Raw genomic sequence first — 19,406 nt, 5'->3', positions numbered from 1 at the left:
AATGGTAAGGGTACATTAAAATGGCAAACGTGTGGACAGTTGGTTTGCGTTTATGTTCCATCATTTATTATACTAATAGGACATGCCAGAGCGACCGAAGGGCACGCTCTGTTGATAAAGGAGTTTTCTCATGAAAGAAAATCAGTTTGATAAATACGAATTAAAGAGCTATTTGCTCGAAGCTGTGAACGAGTTGGGCTTTACAAAACCAACCGAAATACAAGACCGTGTCATTCCTACCGTATTAAAAGGTACAAGTGTCATCGGACAGTCACAAACAGGAACAGGCAAAACGCACTCTTATTTGCTGCCGATTATGCATAAAATTGATCCAACTAGACAAGAAGTACAAGCTGTTATTGCTGCTCCTACACGTGAATTAGCTACTCAAATTTATAAAGAAGCACTTAAAATTGCGGAACATTTCCCCGAGGATGCCCCTTTGCAGATCAAAAGCTATATCGGCGGTACAGATAAACAGCGAATGATTGATAAGTTAAAAGTACAGCCTCAGCTTGTTATCGGGACATCCGGCCGAATTAAAGATTTAGTCGAAGAGCAGGCACTACTTGTCTATACAGCAGATATGCTGGTCATCGATGAAGCAGATTTAATGCTGGATATGGGCTTTATTGAAGATGTTGACCGTTTTGCTTCTAAAATGGCTAAAGATCTTCAAATGCTTGTTTTCTCTGCGACAATTCCAGATAAATTGAAACCATTCCTTAAAAAATACATGGAAAATCCTAAACATATTCAAGTGGATCCTAACCAGGCAACTGCAGTGAAGATTGAACATGTTCTGATTCCATTGCGCCATCGTGATCGGATTCAATTACTTCATGATGTTATTGTTAAATATAATCCGTATATTGGTATTATTTTTACCAATACAAAGAAAATGGCGGATAAAGTAGCAGATTCCTTGATTGAAAAAGGATTACGTGTCGGAAGAATTCACGGTGACTTAACACCTCGTGAGCGTAAGCAAATGATGAAACAGGTTAACAATCTTGATTTTCAATATATTGTAGCAACAGATTTAGCTGCAAGGGGTATTGATATTGAAGGTGTAAGTCATATCATTAACTTCGAGCTTCCGCCAGATCTTGATTTCTATATCCATCGTACTGGCCGTACTGCCCGTGCAGGCCATTCAGGGATTGCTGCTACCATTTACGATACACCGGATGAAGATGCACTTAATAAGTTAGAGAAAATGGGTGTTGCGTTTAGCGACGTTGATCTAGTCAAAAATGAATTCGTAAAACTTGGCGATCGTAATAAGCGTAAAAAACGTAAAAAAGTTGAAAGTGTTATCGATGAAAAGGCGAAAAGAGTCGGCGTAAAACCTACAAAGGTTAAGCCAGGCTATAAAAAGAAACATCAGCGTGAAGTGGAAGACTTCAAAAAACGCGAACGCCGTCTTCAAAGAAAGAAATAGGTTTCTGAAGGAGTTTTACGTATGTTGAAAATTGGTTCACACGTTTCGATGAGCGGGAAGAATATGCTGCTAGGTTCAAGTGAAGAAGCCGTTTCCTATGGAGCAAATACGTTTATGATCTATACAGGCGCACCGCAAAATACAAGACGGAAAAGCATTGAGGACTTAAATATTGAAGCAGGCCGAAAACATATGGCTGAGAACGGTATTGAAGAAATCGTTGTTCATGCACCGTATATCATAAATATTGCGAATACCACAAATCCAGCGACGTATGAATTAGGTGTTAATTTTCTTCGCAGTGAAATGGAACGTACTGAAGCACTGGGAGCAGGACAAATTGTTCTTCATCCTGGGGCTCATGTAGGCGCAGGTTCTGACGTAGGAATTAAAAGGATTATCGAAGGCTTAAATGAAGTACTGACGCCTGAGCATAATGTCCAGATTGCCTTAGAAACAATGGCTGGAAAAGGGACAGAGTGCGGCAGAAGCTTTGAAGAGCTTGCGATGATTATGGACGGCGTTCATTTGAATGAAAAATTGTCCGTTTGTTTTGATACTTGTCATACTCATGATGCAGGCTATAATATTGTCGAAGATTTTGACGGAGTTTTAAATGAATTCGATAAGATTGTTGGTATTGACCGCCTTAAGGTCCTTCATATCAATGATAGTAAAAATCTTACCGGCATGAGAAAAGACCGTCACGAGAATATTGGGTTTGGTGATATTGGTTTTGATGCATTGAGTTATATTGTCCATCATCCACAGCTGCAAATGGTACCTAAAATTTTAGAAACTCCATTTGTCGGTGAAGATAAAAAAGATAAAAAAGCTCCCTATCAATTTGAAATTGAAATGCTGAAAAGCAAACAGTATGACAAAGAACTGCTGACGAAAATTATGAATCAGCAGTAAGTGTGTAGAACAGTGACCAATCTTGGTTGCTGTTTTTTTTATGTTAGAAGTTAGAAATCAGTTGATTAAAAACATGTTCGATTTGAACGGCCGTCTTTTTTCCGGCAACCGCAGAAATTTGTTCAAGTACCGATTTTCTTTGTCCGCTGTCAAAAATGTTGATATTTTTCCCTGCTAGAATAGTCGTAATATCCTCTGCCTGCTTAGTTGACAGCTGGACATTATACTGAGCTGCAATGGAGAGTAGTTCATATGGTTGGATTCGGTTGATTTTATGGTTAACCATTGTTTCAAACAATTTCATTTGGTACCTCCTCATTTTCTCTTTTTTTAACATATGAATGTAGAGCTTGATTGTTGAACCAAATAGTTTGGAGGATTCTTTTCCGCTGACAGTCCAACTGCCTTTACAACGACAACTGGTTCCGTTATACTATTTTAGTAAATCGTAATGATTCTTAAAAAAAGGTGATCAATCTGAATAATTATAGTAATGAGCCAATTGTACAGGCTAAGAATCTTTCTTTTAAATACGCCAAGGACTTAGTTCTTGAGAATATTACCCTGGATGTTCCAAAGGGTGCTTTTTTAGCGATTGTTGGACCGAACGGATCAGGGAAGTCAACGCTTCTTAAATTGCTCCTGGGCTTAAATAAGCTGCAAAAAGGGAATATCACTTTATTTGGTGAAAATATTCGGGATTTTAAAGACTGGCAAAAGGTAGGCTTTGTGTCACAGAAAGCAAATTCATTTAATACTGGTTTTCCAGCCACTGTGTTTGAGGTAGTGCAAAGCGGGTTAACGAAAAAAATCGGCTTATTTAAATTCATCACAAAAGAACATAAACAAAAAGTGAAAAAAGCACTTGAAGCAGTCGATATGCTGGATTTCCAGCATCGAAGCATTGGGGAGCTTTCCGGTGGTCAACAGCAGCGAGTTTTCATTGCCCGTTCATTAGTCAGTGAACCGGTCTTAATGATTTTGGATGAGCCGACTGTTGGCGTTGATTCGAAGAATGTTCATCAATTTTATGAGATGTTGGAAATGATGAATAAACAATTAGGAATCACCCTGATTTTAGTGACACATGATGTTAGTATTGTGTCGGATAAGGTTTCGCACGTTGCTTGTTTAAACAAAACTCTGCATTTTCACGGAGATGCGAGTGAATATAATCAATTGACTGAAGAGGAGCTATCAGAGGTATATGGCCATGACATAAAGCTCCTCAGTCATAATCATGAATAAGGTGGAGGCAATCAATGATTTCGGCTATACTGGACTATGAATTTTTGCAAAATGCATTCCTTACGGGGATTATCATCGGAGCACTGGCTCCTATGATTGGTGTGTTTGTTGTCGTGCGGCGCATGTCAATGATTGCCGATGCATTGAGCCATGTTGCCCTAGCGGGGATTGCATTTAGCCTCCTCTTGGAAAAAAGCTTTGTTTCTTTAGCGGGCTTAAATCCACTTTATCTGGGGATGGGTTTCTCTGTTGGAGGTTCGCTTTTTATTGAAAAATTGAGAAGTGTATATAAAAATTATCAGGAACTTGCCATTCCTATTATTTTATCAGGCGGAATTGGACTGACCGCCATCTTTATTTCCGTTGCTGATGGTTTTAATGCCGATCTTTTCGGTTATCTATTTGGAAGTGTTAGTGCAGTAAGCCGCACTGATTTATGGCTAATTGTAGGGGTTGCACTTAGTGTAGTCGTTATTTTCTTTTTCTTATATAAAGAACTCTTTTTATTATCATTTGATGAAGAACACGCTAAAGCCTCAGGATTACCTGTTAAAGCCATTCATTTTATCTTTATCGTTATGGTCGCATTGGTCATTGCTGCATCCATGAGGATTGTAGGTGTTCTTCTCGTATCGTCCCTAATGACTATCCCTGTTGCGGCAAGTCTCCGTTTTGCAAAAGGATTTAAGCAAATGATTACGTACTCTGTTGTCTTTGGGGAGATCTCCGTTATTGGCGGTTTAGTTTTATCCTATTATCTAGATTTGGCGCCGGGCGGAACGATTGTGCTCATCGCTGTCTTAATACTTATTGCTTCGATTTTGTTCGATAAATATAAAACTCGGTTTGCATAATGAGGTGAGCATATGAATGTTTCTAGAGCTATGGAAGTATTGAAAGAAGAAGGTTATAAGCATACCGGCAAGCGCGAAGAGATGTTAGAATTTTTTTCGGCGAGCGATAAATACTTAACGGCAAAAGATGTGCTTGAGAAAATGAAGGAAAACTATCCGGGGTTAAGTTTTGATACGATTTATCGAAATTTATCATTGTTCGTGGACCTAGGTATTTTTGAAATGACGGACTTGGCCGGAGAAAAGCACTTTCGTTTTACCTGCGGACATAAGGACCATCACCATCACTTTATCTGTATGGAATGCGGGAAAACAAAAGAAATTGATGCGTGCCCGATGAATGGACTTAAGGAAAATCTTCAGGATTATGAGGTTTCGGGGCATAAGTTCGAAATATATGGCCGCTGTCCACAATGCAGATTAGTAGTATAAAAAATGCCTGAATGACTTGTTCATTCAGGCATTTTTGTGTCCTTCAGCCAGTTCTCTACCCATCTACGTGCTTCGAACCAATGGTTGACGCGGATGACTTGCTCTGGAACAGGACCTAGATTATATGGGGTATTAAATAAAATAACGGGGATCTGACATTCCTCGGAAATCGTTACAGCATTGTCATGCTTGTCCTCAAAAAACAAATCAATCTTAAGCTTCTTAGCCATTGCAATCTTATCGTGCGACCCAATTAAGTCGATTTGGTGATAGCGAAGTTCATTCGTTGAAAACCAGGTTTCTGTGACATCAATCAAATCTTTCCTGCGAGCGCTGATAAAATAAAGATCAGCATACTGCTCAAATTTCTCCAAACATTCCCTTGCACCATCCACCAAAAGAGATTCCGAATAAATCATCGGTTCTGAATCATGAAACCAAGCAGCAAACTCCGAGGGAGAAACATCCACAAACGGATTTAAATCATATGTATTTATTTCTTCATACGTTAACGCCATATTAAATGCTTTATTGAGATAAGGTACCATCGTATCTGGCCGCGTAATCGTGCCATCAATATCAATTCCAAATCGCTTCTTCATGCCTGCAGCTCCTTATGTAAGAATCCATGTCTAAGTGTACCACAAGCAAAAACACGCCGCACGCCTCATCAGGATGAATTTCACAAGCTCTCTATTCCGGCGCGTGAAAGAAGGATGGGAAGAGAGGGAATCCAAGCTAGGTTGGGCAAGCTAATCCTAATGCCGAACAGGCCATATCATCAAAGATCAACATATTTTCCCCAGAAAGGGTCACTGAAACGGGAAAAAACTAATCCCACGGAAAGAGAAAAGAAAGATACTCTATTTTCACAAGCCCCTGGATTCGAAGTAAAGATGGGCCGAATGATTGGGAGAAAGTGGTCTTATGTCAAGAAAGTGGACACGTCTTCATAAGAGTATTTCTTGTAGAAGTCTCTAGCTTACATCGTTTTTTCTTCATTTCCGGAAATGATCCATTGAAACGGTTTGGCTAGTTTTCGGCAGCTATGACCTATTTTATGAGACTTTTTTGGTCTGTAATCGTTCATAGACTTGCTCAAATTGATTAGGCGATTGGTAACCCAGTGTCGAATGTTTTCGTCTTGCGTTATAAAAGCCTAGAATATAATGGGCGATGCTCTTTCTTGCTTCATCCCGAGTTTTGAACCGTTTTCTATAGATTAGTTCCTTCTTTATGGTCGCATGGAAAGATTCAATACAGGCATTATCGTATGGGTTTCCTTTGCGGCTCATACTTATTTTCACTTTGTTTTTGTCTAATATCTTGATGTAGTCATTCGAACAATATTGTGAGCCTCTATCTGAATGGTGAATCATCTTTTTTGATGGCTTACGGTACTGAATAGCCCGGTTAAGGGCATTAATAGGTAGCTCTTTTTTCATCCGATCATCGAGATCCCAGCCTATAATTTTGCGTGAGTATAAGTCCATAATCGTGGCTAAATAGAGCCATCCTTCCATGGTCCATATATAGGTGATATCTCCGACCCAAACTTGTCCTGGCTTTTCCACTTTAAAGTTTTGATTGAGTAAGTTGGGATAAATGTTGTATGTATGATTCGAATCAGTCGTTAGTTTATATTTTTCTTTCGGGGTGGCTCGTAAGCCTAACTCGTTCATTTCACGAGACACTGTTTTTTGAGAAACGGTAAAGCCAGCCTCCAGTAAATCGTGATGAATACGTGGACTTCCATAAGTTCCGTAACTTTCATGAAAGAACTTGGCAATATCCTTACGTAACGCTGCTTTTCTTTGCTTTCTTGGACTTTCATTCTGACTCTCAGTCTTCAGCCATTTATAATAGCCACTTGGAGAAACCTTAAGGACATTGCACATCATCACCACCCGAAACTGTTTACTGTGTTCCTTAATAAATGCGAAAATTACTCGGGGCTTTTTGTGAAGATGTGCATGGCCTTTTTTAAGATTTCATTTTGCTCCTTCAGATCCTGTATTTCTTTCTGATAAAGGGCTACATGTTTCTTATGTTCACTAGGCGTAATATAGGCTTCCTTCTCTGTTCCTTCTAGAAGAGACGCTTTATACTCTCCAACCCATCTTGAGATGGTTTTATAGGGGATATCCATCTCGTAGCTTAGTTCAGTCCTTTTTCTTCCTTCTTCTACGACTAACTTAGCTATATAGTCTTTGTATTCCTTTTCGTATCTTTTTCCCATTTTGGACACGCTCCTTAGTTTGATATCTATTGTATTGATTCTCAGAAATGCGTGTCCACTTTTAAGACTAGCTTTAAAAGGGCCGAATAACCCTGAGATTGGGCCGAATAAATTGAAGTTTGGGCCGAATAAATCGAAGAATGGGCCGAATCCGAACCGGGTTGAGCAAAAAAACGAGCTAATCCTAATGCCAAACTGGCCAACCCATCAAAGATCAACGTGTTTTTCCTAGAAAGGGTCACTGAAACGGGAAAAAGCTAATCGCTCGGAAAGAAAAAAAGAAAGATACTCTTTTTTCACAAGCCCCCAGAGTCAAAATATAGATGGGCCGAATGATTGGGAGAAAGGGAAGAATAAACCTGAGATTGGGCCGAATAAATTGAAGTTTGGGCCGAATAAATCGAAGAATGGGCCGAATCCGGACGGGGTTAAGCAAAAAAACAAGTTATTCCTGATGCCAAACAGGTCAACCCATCAAAGATCAACGTGTTTCCCCTAGAATGCGTCATTAAAAGGGAAAAAACTAATCCCACGGAAAGAAAAAAAGAAAGATACTCTATTTTTACAAGCCCCAAGAGTCAAAATATAGATGGGCCGAATGATTGGGAGAAAGGGCCGAATAACCCTGAAATTGGGCCGAATAAACTTAAGTTTGGGCCGAATAAATTGCAGAATGGGACGAATCCGACCTAAGTTAAGCAAAAAAACGAGTTATTCCTGATGCCTAACAGGCCAACCCATCAAAGATCAACGTGTTTCCCCCAGAATGCGTTACTAAAAGGGAAAAAACTAATCGCTCGGAAAGAAAAAAAGAAAGATACTCTATTTTCACAAGCCCCCAGATTCAAAATAAAGATGGGCCGAATAACCCTGAGTTTGGGCCGAATAAATTGAAGAATGGGACGAATCCGACTTAAGTTAAGCAAAAAAACAAGTTATTCCTGATGCCAAACAGGCCAACCCATCAAAGATCAACGTGTTTCCCCAAAAATGCGTCACTAAAAGGGAAAAAACTAATCCCAGGGAAAGAAAAAAAGAAAGATACTCTATTTTCACAAGCCCCCCAGATTCGAAATAAAGATGGGCCGAATAAATTTAAGTTTGGGCCGAATTCTTCGAAGAATGGGCCGAATAAATTTAAGTTTAGGCCGAATTCTTCAAAGAATGGGCCGTATCCAATCTAAATTAAGCAAAAGATCAGCTGGTTTTCGTGATCCCGCCTGCGTTGAGAGTTCAGCTAGTTTCCTCTGGAATTTCAGTTGTTAGATTTATCCTTCTTGCGTAATTATTTTGGTGTTGTTTTTTGGATGAATGACAAAGACTAATAAGGCTCCTATTACTTGAAAGTGAGGGATGCTCCAATGGCTGATGATCGTTATTCGGATCGTGATAATGTGTCGCAGGATAGTAAGCCGGAATCGATGGGTGTCGGGGCTGAGGAAGAGCAGGCTCGATCATATAGGAATGAGGATCTTTTGGTTCGGAGTCCTGAAGAGCAAATCCAGTATCGAGAAGAAAATGCAGCAGATTTTTCTGCATTAAAGGCGGTCAGGGGTCGTGCGAATCAAAATGAGCCGTATGCAATTGATGAAGGTGAAACAGGAGGGAGAGGCATTGGTATTACTGCCTTAATTGTCTCTATTCTCTCTCTGTTTATCTTGCCGCTTTTAATGGGAATAGCGGGAATTATTATCGGAGTTATTGCACGTGGTAAGGGAGCAAAGAGTTTAGGCACTTGGGCGATAATTATCGGTGCTTTGTCGATTGTCATAGGCATATTCATCCTGCCGTTCTTTTGAACAAAAAAAAATCCTGGATTTTACATCCAGGATTTTTTTCTATTGTTGTAGTAATGCTGCTTCAGCTTCAGCACGTTGTTTTGCGTAAAATTCTTCAGCGATTGCATCAATTTCTTTTTTCAGTTCTTCGACCATGGTTTCTTCTGGTACTTTTCTGACGATTTTTCCTTTACGGAATAATAGTCCTTCACCACGAGCGCCGGCAATACCTATATCGGCTTCACGTGCTTCACCAGGTCCATTTACTGCACAACCGAGAACAGAAACCTTAATTGGAGCTTTGATCGTTGAAATATATTCTTCGACTTCGTTCGCGATACTGATTAAATCGATCTCGATACGTCCGCAGGTTGGACATGAAATCAAGGTTGCCATGTTTGAAACAAGTCCATAAACCTTTAGTATTTCCCGCGCTACTTTTACTTCTTCAACAGGATCGGCACTAAGTGAGACACGCATCGTGTTTCCGATTCCCATGTTCAAGATGGCACCAAGTCCAGCTGAACTTTTCACGGTTCCTGAGAAAAGTGTTCCTGATTCGGTAATACCTAAATGCAGCGGGTAATCAAATGCTTGTGCTGCTTTTTGGTATGCTTCAATTGCTAAATTAACATCAGATGCTTTCATGGAAACGATGATATCGTGGAAATCGAGATCTTCAAGAATCTTGATATGGTGAAGTGCACTTTCTACCATTCCATCAGCTGTCGGATAGCCGTATTTTTCGATAATCCGTTTTTCAAGTGAGCCAGCGTTAACACCGATTCGAATCGGAATGCCTTTCGCTTTCGCAGCATTCACGACCGCTTCTACTTTTTCGCGACGGCCGATATTACCCGGGTTAATCCGGATTTTATCTGCTCCGCCTTCGATAGCAAGTAAAGCTAATTTATAATCAAAATGGATATCGACTACAAGCGGAATGTTAATACGTTTCTTAATTTCTGGTATGGCAAGCGCAGCGCGTTCATCCGGACAGGCGACACGAACAATTTGACATCCTGCTTCTTCAAGACGATTAATTTCTGCTACAGTTGCTTCCACATCATGTGTCTTAGTGGTGGTCATACTTTGAATAATTACTTCATTAGTACCGCCAATCGTTAAATTACCAACTTTAACGGAGCGTGTTTTAGTACGATGTATTAATTCACTCAAGTGAGTTCTCTCCTTTAGGAAAAAAAATCATATTTTTGCCAGCTGAGCTTAGTTGGCTCCTAGGATATTGTATCAATGATAGAGAGGACTTACAAGGAATTGAATCTAATTTTGCTGTTTCATTACTTATATACAGGAATTTTATACCGTTTACCAATTTGCATGGATTCAGGTTTAATCCCATTTAATTTCTCGAAGTCTGTTACTACTTGTTCAATTGAAACAGGTATTCCTCCTTGCTTATGTTCAACGATAGAAAGCAAGGTATCGCCTGGTACAATGGTCGTTTCTGTAAAAGGAAGGGAAACCGTGGCTGCTGGGACAGAGTCAGTAGTCTTTGAGGGTGCGGCGGGAACGGCAGTTGGCAGGGTACCGACTGAAACATCGTAGTAAATAATAAAAAGAATAAAACAGATGGTGAAAAATAACAGTATACGTTTCATTTCCAGCCCTCCTAAGACTTGTCCTTTACTCATTATACGAAGGAAAAATGAAAATATGCTTATTTTTCGGCAGTAAAAAAACAGACCTCACTGAATGGGGTCTGTTTTCACCTAGCTGAGTATTTCTTTTTCAGGCGGCACTTCTTTGATAGCCATATACATCATGAGGAACGTTACGAACCAGCTGATGAAGCTTCCAAAGGGAACGGTTGCTTGGAAAGCAGCCATAATGGTAAAGAAAATCGTGGGCAAGGTAATACTGTATGCGCAGATCCTCCAGAGGTGGCGATATCCTAGAGAGCGCTGTAGTGAATTTTTGAATAATAAGCCAAACACAGCGAATAGTGTTACCTTGATAAATAAGACGGCACTGCTGAATAAATAAATCATTAAAATGATGAGTGGAATGGCGATGACGAGTGAAGCATCTACTGAGTCGACCAGACCTTCAAAATCTTGTTTATTTACAGCAAGTCCTTCCATTACTGAATAAGGACTAACTTGGGATTGTCCATCAGCCACGAAGACGAGTTCATTTTTGAGCAAGGCAAACCCATTTTGTGTCCGAAGTTCTACGTCAGTACTGGTCATCTCGCCAGTTCCATCAAGGAAAATGGTAAAGTCATCTTTCTGTTGAATATAAGGCTCGTTACTGTCGACAGTCAATGTACCATTTTTTATTTCGAAATCAGGCATATCTGAAGCAAGCATGTCCTCTGCTGCCTGAACGCCCGTAGTGACCATGGTACTGAAATAGATGGCCGATGGGATAATCGAAATGAGTGAAAGAAGAAAAACGAATAAAATCGTTTTGCCTATTCCTTGATGACGTGTTGCGGCAATATCTTTAGGTGAATATAGACTAACAATTAGTTGCTTAAAAACGTTCATTTTTCCACAGCATCCTTTTTTTGTTTGAAATACTTCTTCATTTTATATATCCTCATACAGGAAAACAAGAATTTACTTCATTTAAATGTAAAGGTAGTGTAAATTTTTGCTGAAAAGCTTTCATAAAATTTCAGAGGTATCCATAATGAAGAAGAGATACATATAAGGTTGTCATGGGTCAGGAGGTCGAAATTGTGAATTTTCCATACCAAGTCATTATCTTTCATTTAATTGGTGGTCTTGGAATCTTTGTGTTCGGAATTAAATTCATGGGTGAAGGTCTTAAAAATATGGCCGGTGATCGGCTGAGAACGATTTTGGATCGCTATACATCTACACCGCTGCGCGGGATTATTTCTGGAATGGTAGTCACGATATTGATCCAGAGCAGTTCAGGAACGGCAGTGCTTACCGTAGGTCTGGTGAGTGCGGGGGTTTTATCTTTAAAAAAGGCTATTGCAATCATTATGGGTGCCAATATTGGGACGACAGTCACCGCTTTTATCATTGGCTTTCAGCTTTCAGAATATGCGCTGCCCATTATGGCACTGGGTAGTCTGCTTCTGTTTTTCTTTAAAAATAAAATGATCACACATGCTGGCCAAACCATATTTGGCTTCGGGAGTTTGTTTCTTGGTCTCGAGATTATGGGAGCGGGACTTGAGCCGCTTCGTTTAGTTGATGAATTTCGAGAATTAATGCTCGGTATTAGCTCAAGTCCTTTCCTAGGATTCATTGCGGGTGCACTGTTTACTTCTGTGGTTCAAAGTTCTAGTGCCTCTGTCGGTGTTTTGCAGGAGCTTCATGCTCAAGGATTAATTACGCTGAAAGCATCGCTGCCAATTTTACTTGGAGATAATCTCGGAACAACCATTACAGCGTTGCTTGCTTCTATTGGTGCTTCGTTAGCAGCTAAACGGACAGCTTGGGCACATGTTCTATTTAACGCAGCAGGAGCGTTTCTGTTTTTATTGCTATTACAGCCATTTTCACTGCTTGTAACTGTTATGAAAGAAACGTTTAGCTTAAACCCGCATATGTCGTTGGCGTTTGCTCATGGTTCTTTCAATATTTTAAGTACACTCATTCAGCTTCCGCTCATTGCTGTATTGGTGAAAATCGTTTCGTTACTAGTTCGGGACAATCGTGAGGGGACCGAGTACCGTACGTCCCATCTAGACCCTGTATTTATTGAACAATCAGCTGCAATCGCTCTTGGGCAGGCAAAGGAAGAAGTATTGCGGATGGGGTATCTTTCAGCGAAAGGTCTTCTAGAGGCACAGGATTACTTGTTCAGCCGAGAGAAAATACATGCAGATGCGGTAAGGGGAATGGAAGAAGCGATTAATCAATTTGATCGAGATATAGAAAAATACTTGGTTAGGCTTTCTTCTACATCGTTATCGCATACGGAATCAGCAAAGAATTCAATGATGATGAATACGGCTAGAGATATTGAGCGGGTAGGCGATCATATTGAAAATCTTGTCGAACTAGTGGATTATTTGGTTTCACATAAAGTTACCCTATCCGATTCGGCAATGACTGATTTAAAAGAAATTTTTTCTTTAACTATTTTTTCATTAGAGCAATCGATTCAAGCGTTGGATCATCATGATTGTGATCAGGCGAGACGTGTAATTAAAAATGAAGAAACGATTGATAGGATGGAACGCACATTACGAAAAAAACATATTTTGCGGATTAATGAGGGTCTTTGCAGTGCTCCCGCAGGAATTATTTTTATTGATATCCTCACGAACCTGGAACGAATAGGTGATCATGCCGTTAATATGGCTGAAGCGACGCTCAATATCCGAAAGTAGGGTCAGGTTTTATTTTTTAAGAAATGGGAAGAGTAGAACGGAGGGGTAGAAAAAATGGATGTTATTTACTGGATACTAATTACAGTCATGTTTTTGGTTGGTTTTGTCGGGTTGATTTTCCCGATAATCCCGGGTGTGTTATTTATTATTGGCGGCATAGTCCTTTATGGACTGCTGTTTACATTTGAACCGTTTAACTGGGTATTCTGGCTGATACAAGTTTTGTTCGTCATTCTTTTATTTGCAGCTGACTATGTTGCGAATTTGTTGGGTGTTAAAAAATATGGCGGTACAAAAGCTGGAATCTGGGGAAGTACAATTGGTCTTTTAGTCGGCCCTTTTGTTATTCCGTTTGTTGGTATTCTAATTGGTCCATTTGTTGGGGCTGTAATCGCTGAAATGATTGTGCATCGCACCAATCTTGTAACTGCTGGAAAAATTGGTCTAGGGTCGGTTGTTGGTTTCATCAGCGGGACAATCACCAAGGGACTTATTCAGCTGTTTATGATTGCATACTTTCTTTTTGTCGTACTTTGACAATAAAAAAAATCCCAGCTAAGAGCATAACGTTTGTAACAGTATGAAAACTCTGCTAATCTAAAGTTACTAGCTTATATTTGTTTAGGGATTTCCTGACGAGTATAGAGCCTGTAATCATTCAATTACATAAAGGGAGGAATATTTTATTATGGCATTCGAACTTCCACAATTACCGTACGCATATGATGCGTTAGAACCACACATCGACAAGGAAACAATGAACATCCATCATACGAAGCACCATAACACGTATGTAACGAACTTAAACGCAGCACTTGAGGGCAATGAAGAACTTCTTAGCAAAAGCGTAGAAGAAATTGTTGCTAACCTTGATGCAGTTCCAGAAGAAAAACGTACAGCAGTACGTAATAATGGCGGCGGACACGCTAACCATTCATTATTCTGGACAATTATTTCACCAAACGGAGGCGGACAGCCTACTGGAGAATTAGCAGAAGCAATCACAAGCAAATTCGGAAGCTATGACAGCTTCAAAGAAGAATTCGCTAAAGCTGCAACAACTCGTTTTGGATCTGGCTGGGCATGGCTTGCTGTAAACAATGGCGAGATTGAAATCACAAGCACACCAAACCAAGATTCACCACTTTCTGAAGGCAAAACACCAATTATCGGTCTTGATGTTTGGGAGCATGCTTATTACCTAAACTACCAAAACCGTCGTCCAGAATACATCAATGCATTCTGGAATGTTGTAAACTGGAACGAAGCAGAAAAACGCTACAACGCTGCAAAATAAGTCACATTTAAAAGCCAAGAACACCCTTGTGGGTTCTTGGCTTTTTTTGTCGTCAACCTTTTGTAAATATTTGTAAAAATCTATGATTTTACATAATCATTCATGTTTCTTCAAACACTAAACGGGAGTTTGAGGGGGAGTTAAAAGCATGGGTTTTGTGAAAAAATGGACTGGCGGCATCGAGATTAAAAGAGATTTGCGTCTTTTGCTGCTTATTGGCGGTCTCTATAGTCTTAGTATTGCGTTGTCGAATACCTTTGTGAATGTGTTTTTGTGGAAGCAATCAGGCGAGTTTATTGATATCGGACTATATAATCTTACGATCGTCCTCTTTCAGCCGCTTACGTTTATTTTAGCTGGAAGATTAGCTAAAAAAGTAGATCGAGTAATCGTCCTGCGGCTGGGTGTGATTTTTTTGGCCCTCTATTATCTAACCGTTTTATTTGTTGGAGAAAATGCAACTCAGTTTATTATTCTGCTAGGCGCCTTGCTTGGTATTGGTTATGGCTTTTACTGGCTTGCCTTTAACGTACTAACATTTGAAATTACAGAGCCGGAAACAAGAGACTTCTTTAATGGGTTTCTTGGTCTGTTAGGTTCTTTTGGTGGAATTATTGGGCCTGTAACTGCAGGATATATTATTTCTCGGATGAATGCTTTTAGCGGCTATCATGTAGTATTCGGAATTTCCTTAGGGTTATTTGCTGTTGCAGTCGTACTCAGCTTTTTCTTGGTGAGACGACCGGCTAATGGAAAGTATTTATTCTTACGGATTCTTTCAGAACGTAAAAATAATGAAAATTGGCGCTTGATTACGCTTGCTCACTTTTTTCAAGGAGTACGTGAAGGAACTTTCATGTTTGTCATCTCCATATTTGTGTTCATTAAGACAGGCAGCGAACTGGCTCTTGGTAATTTTAGTATGCTGAATTCAGTTATTGCCTTTATTGCTTATTTTGTTGCTTCGCGTTATATCAAGCCACATATGCGAAAAAAAGCAATTCTTGTAGGAGGAATTTTGCTTTATGCTGGTGTATTCCTCGTTGCTTTTGATGTTAGTTATATAAAGATGCTTATGTATGCAGCGGTCATTGCCATTGCTTATCCAATTCTTTTAGTTCCGTATACGTCACTTACCTACGATATCATTGGGACAGCCTGGAATGCTGCTGAAATGAGAATTGAGTATATTGTTGTACGTGAAATGTATATTCAAATGGGACGAGTTGTTTCACTTCTAGGCTTTATCGCGGTTGTTTATTTCTTTGATCCTGCGATAAGCTTACCGTACTTTCTTCTTATTGTAGGAGCGGGGCATACACTGATCTATTTGTTTGTACGAAGAATCAAATCTATCGGTCATCGTGTGGAAGGTTAATTATTTCAGGAAAACATTTCTAATTAATTGCTTGCGGCAGTGAAATCAAGGATTTCTAGTGCTGGCAGGCTTTTTTGCTGTAATTTAAGAACACAAAGGTAGAAAAGAATATTCTTTTTATATAGAATAAGAATAAGTATTTGGATTAGAGATGAAAAAGGAAGTGTGCACTCAGGTGAAGAAAAATAAGAAGAAAAAGACGCATGTTCCTTTTAGGCTCAATATGCTTTTCTTTATGGTTTTTGTGTTATTTTCAGCACTTATTTTACGACTAGGTATTGTACAAATTGTATATGGAGATGATTATCGGCGTGAAATTGAACGGACAGAGGAAATTACGGTTAATAACCCTGTACCAAGGGGGAAAATGCTGGATCGTAATTTAAAGGTCATGGTCGATAATGAACCGCTTAATGCAATCACGTATACAAGGAAGCAAGGAACAAAGACGAGTGAAATGCTGGAAACAGCTGAAAAACTAGCGGTCTTAATTGAAAAAGAGACCGATAAAGTAACAGAACGAGATAAAAAAGACTTTTGGATTCTGAAAAATCCGGAGCTGGCAGAGAAAAAAATAACGAAAAAAGAGCGAACAAAGGTTTCAGAAAGTGAAATTACAGAAGCTGATTTGTATACTCTTCAACTATCTAGAATTACGGAGAAGGAATTGAAGTCATTAGATGCTGAGCTTGAAGTTCTTGCCATTTACCGGGAATTCAGCAGCGGTTACGCTTTAACTCCTCAAATTGTTAAAAATGATGGGGTATCTACGGAAGAATATGCCACAGTCAGTGAACATTTAGATTCATTGCCAGGTGTAGGAATTACGACAGATTGGAAGAGGGCTTACACATTTGATAAAACATTAAAGTCTGTACTTGGTAAAGTATCTTCTTCTGAGGAAGGCCTGCCAAGTGAAAGTCTTGAGTATTATTTAGCCCGCGATTATAGCCGTAATGACCGAGTAGGAAAGAGTTATCTTGAGGCAGAATATGAAGATGTCTTACAAGGACAGAAGGCTAAAGTGAAAAATGTGACCGATAAGGCTGGAAATGTCATTGAATCAACTACTATTACTGAAGGATCACGCGGGAAAGATATGGTTCTTACCATTGATATGGACCTTCAGTTGGCAACTGAACAAATTATCGAAAAGCAATTGAAAGAAAAGAAAAAGCTTGGGAATACACAATTTCTTGACCGTGCATTCGTTGTGATGATGGATCCCTCTACGGGAGAAGTCTTAACTATGGCTGGGAAGCAATACGGAAAGAATGCGGAAACTGGAAAAAGTGAAATTCAAGATTTTGCGCTTGGAAATATCACCACATCCTACGCCATGGGTTCAACCGTTAAAGGTGCTACCGTCTTAACTGGTTACCAAACGGGTGCGATACAGCCAAATAGCTATTGGTATGATACGAAAATTCGTATTAAAGATACCCCTCCTAAAGGTTCGTATAAAGACTTTGGGAATATTAACGATTTAACCGCATTGAAGGTTTCATCCAACGTCTACATGTTCCGGACAGCAATCAAAATCGCCGGAGGAAATTATGTTCCCAATGAACCTCTAAGGATAAACCAATCTGCTTTTTCAACGATTCGAACATCATTTAACCAATTCGGACTCGGGGTTCGTACAGGAATCGATCTTCCGAATGAAATGGTTGGTTTCAAAGGAACAGAAACAAATCCAGGTAAACTAATGGACCTTGCCATCGGTCAGTATGATACGTATACCCCGATGCAGCTGGCCCAATATGTATCGACAATTGCTAATGGCGGTAATCGAATGAAGCCGCATCTTGTGAAGGAAATTCGGAAACCTGTCGATGATAATGACCAATTGGGTCCTATTGTTGAAGAAGTTTCGCCAGTTGTCCTAAATAAATTAGATATGAAGGATGAATGGGTTCAACGAGTTCAAAAGGGATTCAATATGGTTGCACAAGAACAGGGTGGATCCGCTTATATGTACCTCGGAAATAAAAAGTATACGTCATCAGCGAAGACTGGTACGGCACAAGCTTTTTATGATGGACCCAATCGTAAGAAATATGACGAACCACAAGATACAATGAATTTAACGCTGGTTGGTTATGCGCCTGCGGAAAAGCCTGAAGTCGCCTATGCGGTTGTAGTGCCGTGGGCTTACCAAGGTCACACCGGTCATTCTATGAATAAGGAAATTGGTGCGGCTATCCTTGACAAATACTTCGAACTTAAAGAAGATCGTGCTAAGGGAAAAACTACTGAACAGTCAGTCGATACCAAAGTTGATCATAGTGAAGAGGATTAAAAAGAATAGTGAAAAGCTGTCGAGATTAAATCTCGGCAGCTTTTTTTGCTTGATTTAAGGTGTTTACAAATTACTAACACTAATTTACTGAACATTTACAATCTGTTAAAACCTTCTTTACAGGGAAACGTTATTCTGTTGATGTAGGACAAAACAACTAATCTTTCAGGGGGAAAAAGAATGAGACGGTTTAAGTTCTGGGCTTTAACAGCAATGATGAGTGGTGTAGTTGCTGTATCGGCAGCTTGTGGTTCGAACGAAGGCGATACAAACGCATCATCATCCAATCAATTAAACGGTGAGGTTGCGATTGATGGATCTTCAACTGTTTTCCCCATCATGGAGGCTGTTTCTGAAGAATATATGGGCGTCCAGCCAAACGTAAGAGTGAGTCTAGGGGCGTCAGGAACTGGCGGCGGATTTAAGAAATTTATCGCTGGTGATACGGATTTATCAAATGCCTCACGCCCAATAAAAGATGAAGAAAAAGCAGAGCTAGAGAAAAAGGGTATTGAATATACAGAATTAAAAATTGCGTACGATGGTATTTCAATTGTGGTCAATAAAGAGAATGATTTTCTCGATCACCTGACAGTTGATGAATTGAAGCAGCTTTGGAAGGATGACAACGGAAAAGTTAAAAAATGGTCCGACATCCGCGCTGAATGGCCAAAAGAAGACATTAAGTTTTATTCTCCAGGTACAGATTCAGGAACATACGATTACTTCAATGAAGTGATTCTAGAAGAAGAGCCTATTGTAGCAAATGCAACCCTTTCAGAGGACGATAATATCCTTGTGCAAGGTGTCGAGGGTGATAAGAATGCAATCGGGTTCTTTGGATTTGCCTACTATGTGGAAAATAAGGATAAATTAAAAATTGTTAAAGTCGATAATGGAAAGGGTGCTCTAGAACCGACTCATGAAACGATTAAATCCGGTGAATATGCACCGCTTTCCCGCCCAGTCTTCACCTATGTAGCGAATAAAGCCATTGCGGATAAAGAACAAGTAGCTGACTATGTGAAATTCACCATCGAGCATGCAGGCGAACTTTCAGAGGAAGTTGGGTATGTAAGTCTTCCTGAAGAAGAGTATCAAGCAGATTTAGACAAACTTAAGGAACTAAAAAAATAAACGGCAGGGCTTGTAGCAGTCCTGATTTAACTTGGATGAA

Annotated in this window: 17 protein-coding genes and 1 pseudogene; 12 read left to right on the top strand and 6 right to left on the bottom strand. The window is 39.7% G+C overall.

What is annotated here, in order from left to right; translation table 11 throughout:
- The first annotated feature begins 130 nt into the window (after positions 1–130).
- Together MHI18_RS05875 and MHI18_RS05870 are read left to right on the top strand one after the other, a co-directional pair.
- Complete coding sequence (locus MHI18_RS05875) at positions 131–1,444, top strand: DEAD/DEAH box helicase (protein ID WP_340846459.1); 1,314 nt, start codon at positions 131–133, stop codon at positions 1,442–1,444.
- Positions 1,445–1,465: 21 nt separating this feature from the next.
- Positions 1,466–2,362 carry a deoxyribonuclease IV gene (locus MHI18_RS05870; RefSeq protein WP_340846458.1) on the top strand — a complete coding sequence of 299 codons (897 nt, stop codon included), beginning with the start codon at positions 1,466–1,468 and terminating at the stop codon, positions 2,360–2,362.
- Positions 2,363–2,405: 43 nt separating this feature from the next.
- On the opposite strand, the gene MHI18_RS05865 is transcribed toward MHI18_RS05870, so the two are convergent.
- On the bottom strand, positions 2,406–2,666 hold the full coding sequence (locus MHI18_RS05865; RefSeq protein WP_340846457.1) for a DUF2624 family protein: 261 nt from the start codon (positions 2,664–2,666) through the stop codon (positions 2,406–2,408).
- A gap of 164 nt (positions 2,667–2,830) precedes the next feature.
- Here MHI18_RS05865 and MHI18_RS05860 point away from each other — a divergent pair, with 164 nt between their 5' ends.
- From MHI18_RS05860 to MHI18_RS05850, 3 genes are read left to right on the top strand one after another with little or no spacing between them, the layout of a single operon-like run.
- Positions 2,831–3,610 carry a metal ABC transporter ATP-binding protein gene (locus MHI18_RS05860; RefSeq protein ID WP_340846456.1) on the top strand — a complete coding sequence of 260 codons (780 nt, stop codon included), beginning with the start codon at positions 2,831–2,833 and terminating at the stop codon, positions 3,608–3,610.
- A 14-nt stretch (positions 3,611–3,624) separates the two neighbouring features.
- The gene (locus MHI18_RS05855; RefSeq protein WP_340846455.1) at positions 3,625–4,464 is read left to right on the top strand and encodes a metal ABC transporter permease; all 840 of its coding nucleotides are present in this window, start codon (positions 3,625–3,627) and stop codon (positions 4,462–4,464) included.
- Positions 4,465–4,476: 12 nt separating this feature from the next.
- The gene (locus tag MHI18_RS05850) at positions 4,477–4,896 is read left to right on the top strand and encodes a Fur family transcriptional regulator (RefSeq protein ID WP_340846454.1); all 420 of its coding nucleotides are present in this window, start codon (positions 4,477–4,479) and stop codon (positions 4,894–4,896) included.
- Positions 4,897–4,916: 20 nt separating this feature from the next.
- Here the strand turns inward: MHI18_RS05850 and MHI18_RS05845 are convergent, their stop codons facing one another.
- Both MHI18_RS05845 and MHI18_RS05840 read right to left on the bottom strand, forming a co-directional pair.
- Positions 4,917–5,498: a 5' nucleotidase, NT5C type gene (locus MHI18_RS05845; protein ID WP_340846453.1), complete on the bottom strand. Its 582-nt coding sequence runs from the start codon at positions 5,496–5,498 to the stop codon at positions 4,917–4,919.
- 456 nt (positions 5,499–5,954) lie between these two features.
- Positions 5,955–7,135: pseudogene (locus MHI18_RS05840) on the bottom strand (IS3 family transposase).
- Between the two features lie 1,361 nt (positions 7,136–8,496).
- Between MHI18_RS05840 and MHI18_RS05830 the strand changes: the two are divergent.
- Positions 8,497–8,934 (top strand): hypothetical protein, encoded by a 438-nt coding sequence (locus tag MHI18_RS05830; RefSeq protein WP_340846450.1) that lies wholly within the window; start codon positions 8,497–8,499, stop codon positions 8,932–8,934.
- 39 nt (positions 8,935–8,973) lie between these two features.
- Here MHI18_RS05830 and ispG read toward each other — a convergent pair whose 3' ends face one another.
- The 3 genes from ispG to MHI18_RS05815 all read right to left on the bottom strand — a co-directional run bounded on the left by ispG (position 8,974) and on the right by MHI18_RS05815 (position 11,426).
- Positions 8,974–10,092 carry a flavodoxin-dependent (E)-4-hydroxy-3-methylbut-2-enyl-diphosphate synthase gene (ispG, locus tag MHI18_RS05825; protein WP_340846448.1) on the bottom strand — a complete coding sequence of 373 codons (1,119 nt, stop codon included), beginning with the start codon at positions 10,090–10,092 and terminating at the stop codon, positions 8,974–8,976.
- Positions 10,093–10,214: 122 nt separating this feature from the next.
- Positions 10,215–10,535, bottom strand: a complete 321-nt coding sequence (locus MHI18_RS05820; protein ID WP_340846447.1) for a hypothetical protein — start codon at positions 10,533–10,535, stop codon at positions 10,215–10,217.
- Between the two features lie 111 nt (positions 10,536–10,646).
- Positions 10,647–11,426, bottom strand: coding sequence for a DUF1189 domain-containing protein (locus tag MHI18_RS05815; RefSeq protein WP_340846446.1), 780 nt, complete (start codon positions 11,424–11,426; stop codon positions 10,647–10,649).
- A 194-nt stretch (positions 11,427–11,620) separates the two neighbouring features.
- On the opposite strand from MHI18_RS05815, the gene MHI18_RS05810 reads away from it, so the two are divergent.
- The 6 genes from MHI18_RS05810 to MHI18_RS05785 all read left to right on the top strand — a co-directional run bounded on the left by MHI18_RS05810 (position 11,621) and on the right by MHI18_RS05785 (position 19,366).
- Positions 11,621–13,252 carry a Na/Pi cotransporter family protein gene (locus tag MHI18_RS05810; RefSeq protein ID WP_340846445.1) on the top strand — a complete coding sequence of 544 codons (1,632 nt, stop codon included), beginning with the start codon at positions 11,621–11,623 and terminating at the stop codon, positions 13,250–13,252.
- Positions 13,253–13,306: 54 nt separating this feature from the next.
- Positions 13,307–13,789 (top strand): DUF456 domain-containing protein, encoded by a 483-nt coding sequence (locus MHI18_RS05805; RefSeq protein ID WP_340846444.1) that lies wholly within the window; start codon positions 13,307–13,309, stop codon positions 13,787–13,789.
- A gap of 151 nt (positions 13,790–13,940) precedes the next feature.
- Positions 13,941–14,549, top strand: coding sequence for a superoxide dismutase (locus MHI18_RS05800; protein ID WP_340846443.1), 609 nt, complete (start codon positions 13,941–13,943; stop codon positions 14,547–14,549).
- A 148-nt stretch (positions 14,550–14,697) separates the two neighbouring features.
- The gene (locus tag MHI18_RS05795; RefSeq protein ID WP_340846442.1) at positions 14,698–15,927 is read left to right on the top strand and encodes an MFS transporter; all 1,230 of its coding nucleotides are present in this window, start codon (positions 14,698–14,700) and stop codon (positions 15,925–15,927) included.
- 175 nt (positions 15,928–16,102) lie between these two features.
- On the top strand, positions 16,103–18,229 hold the full coding sequence (locus MHI18_RS05790; RefSeq protein ID WP_445669952.1) for a peptidoglycan D,D-transpeptidase FtsI family protein: 2,127 nt from the start codon (positions 16,103–16,105) through the stop codon (positions 18,227–18,229).
- A gap of 180 nt (positions 18,230–18,409) precedes the next feature.
- Positions 18,410–19,366: a PstS family phosphate ABC transporter substrate-binding protein gene (locus MHI18_RS05785; protein ID WP_340846441.1), complete on the top strand. Its 957-nt coding sequence runs from the start codon at positions 18,410–18,412 to the stop codon at positions 19,364–19,366.
- Positions 19,367–19,406: the final 40 nt, after the last annotated feature.

Origin of the sequence: Peribacillus sp. FSL H8-0477 (assembly GCF_038002765.1) — a bacterium.
Taxonomy (GTDB): domain Bacteria; phylum Bacillota; class Bacilli; order Bacillales; family DSM-1321; genus Peribacillus.
The sequence above is the reverse complement of the archived record's forward strand: the minus strand, read 5'-3'. Positions and strand labels throughout refer to the sequence as shown.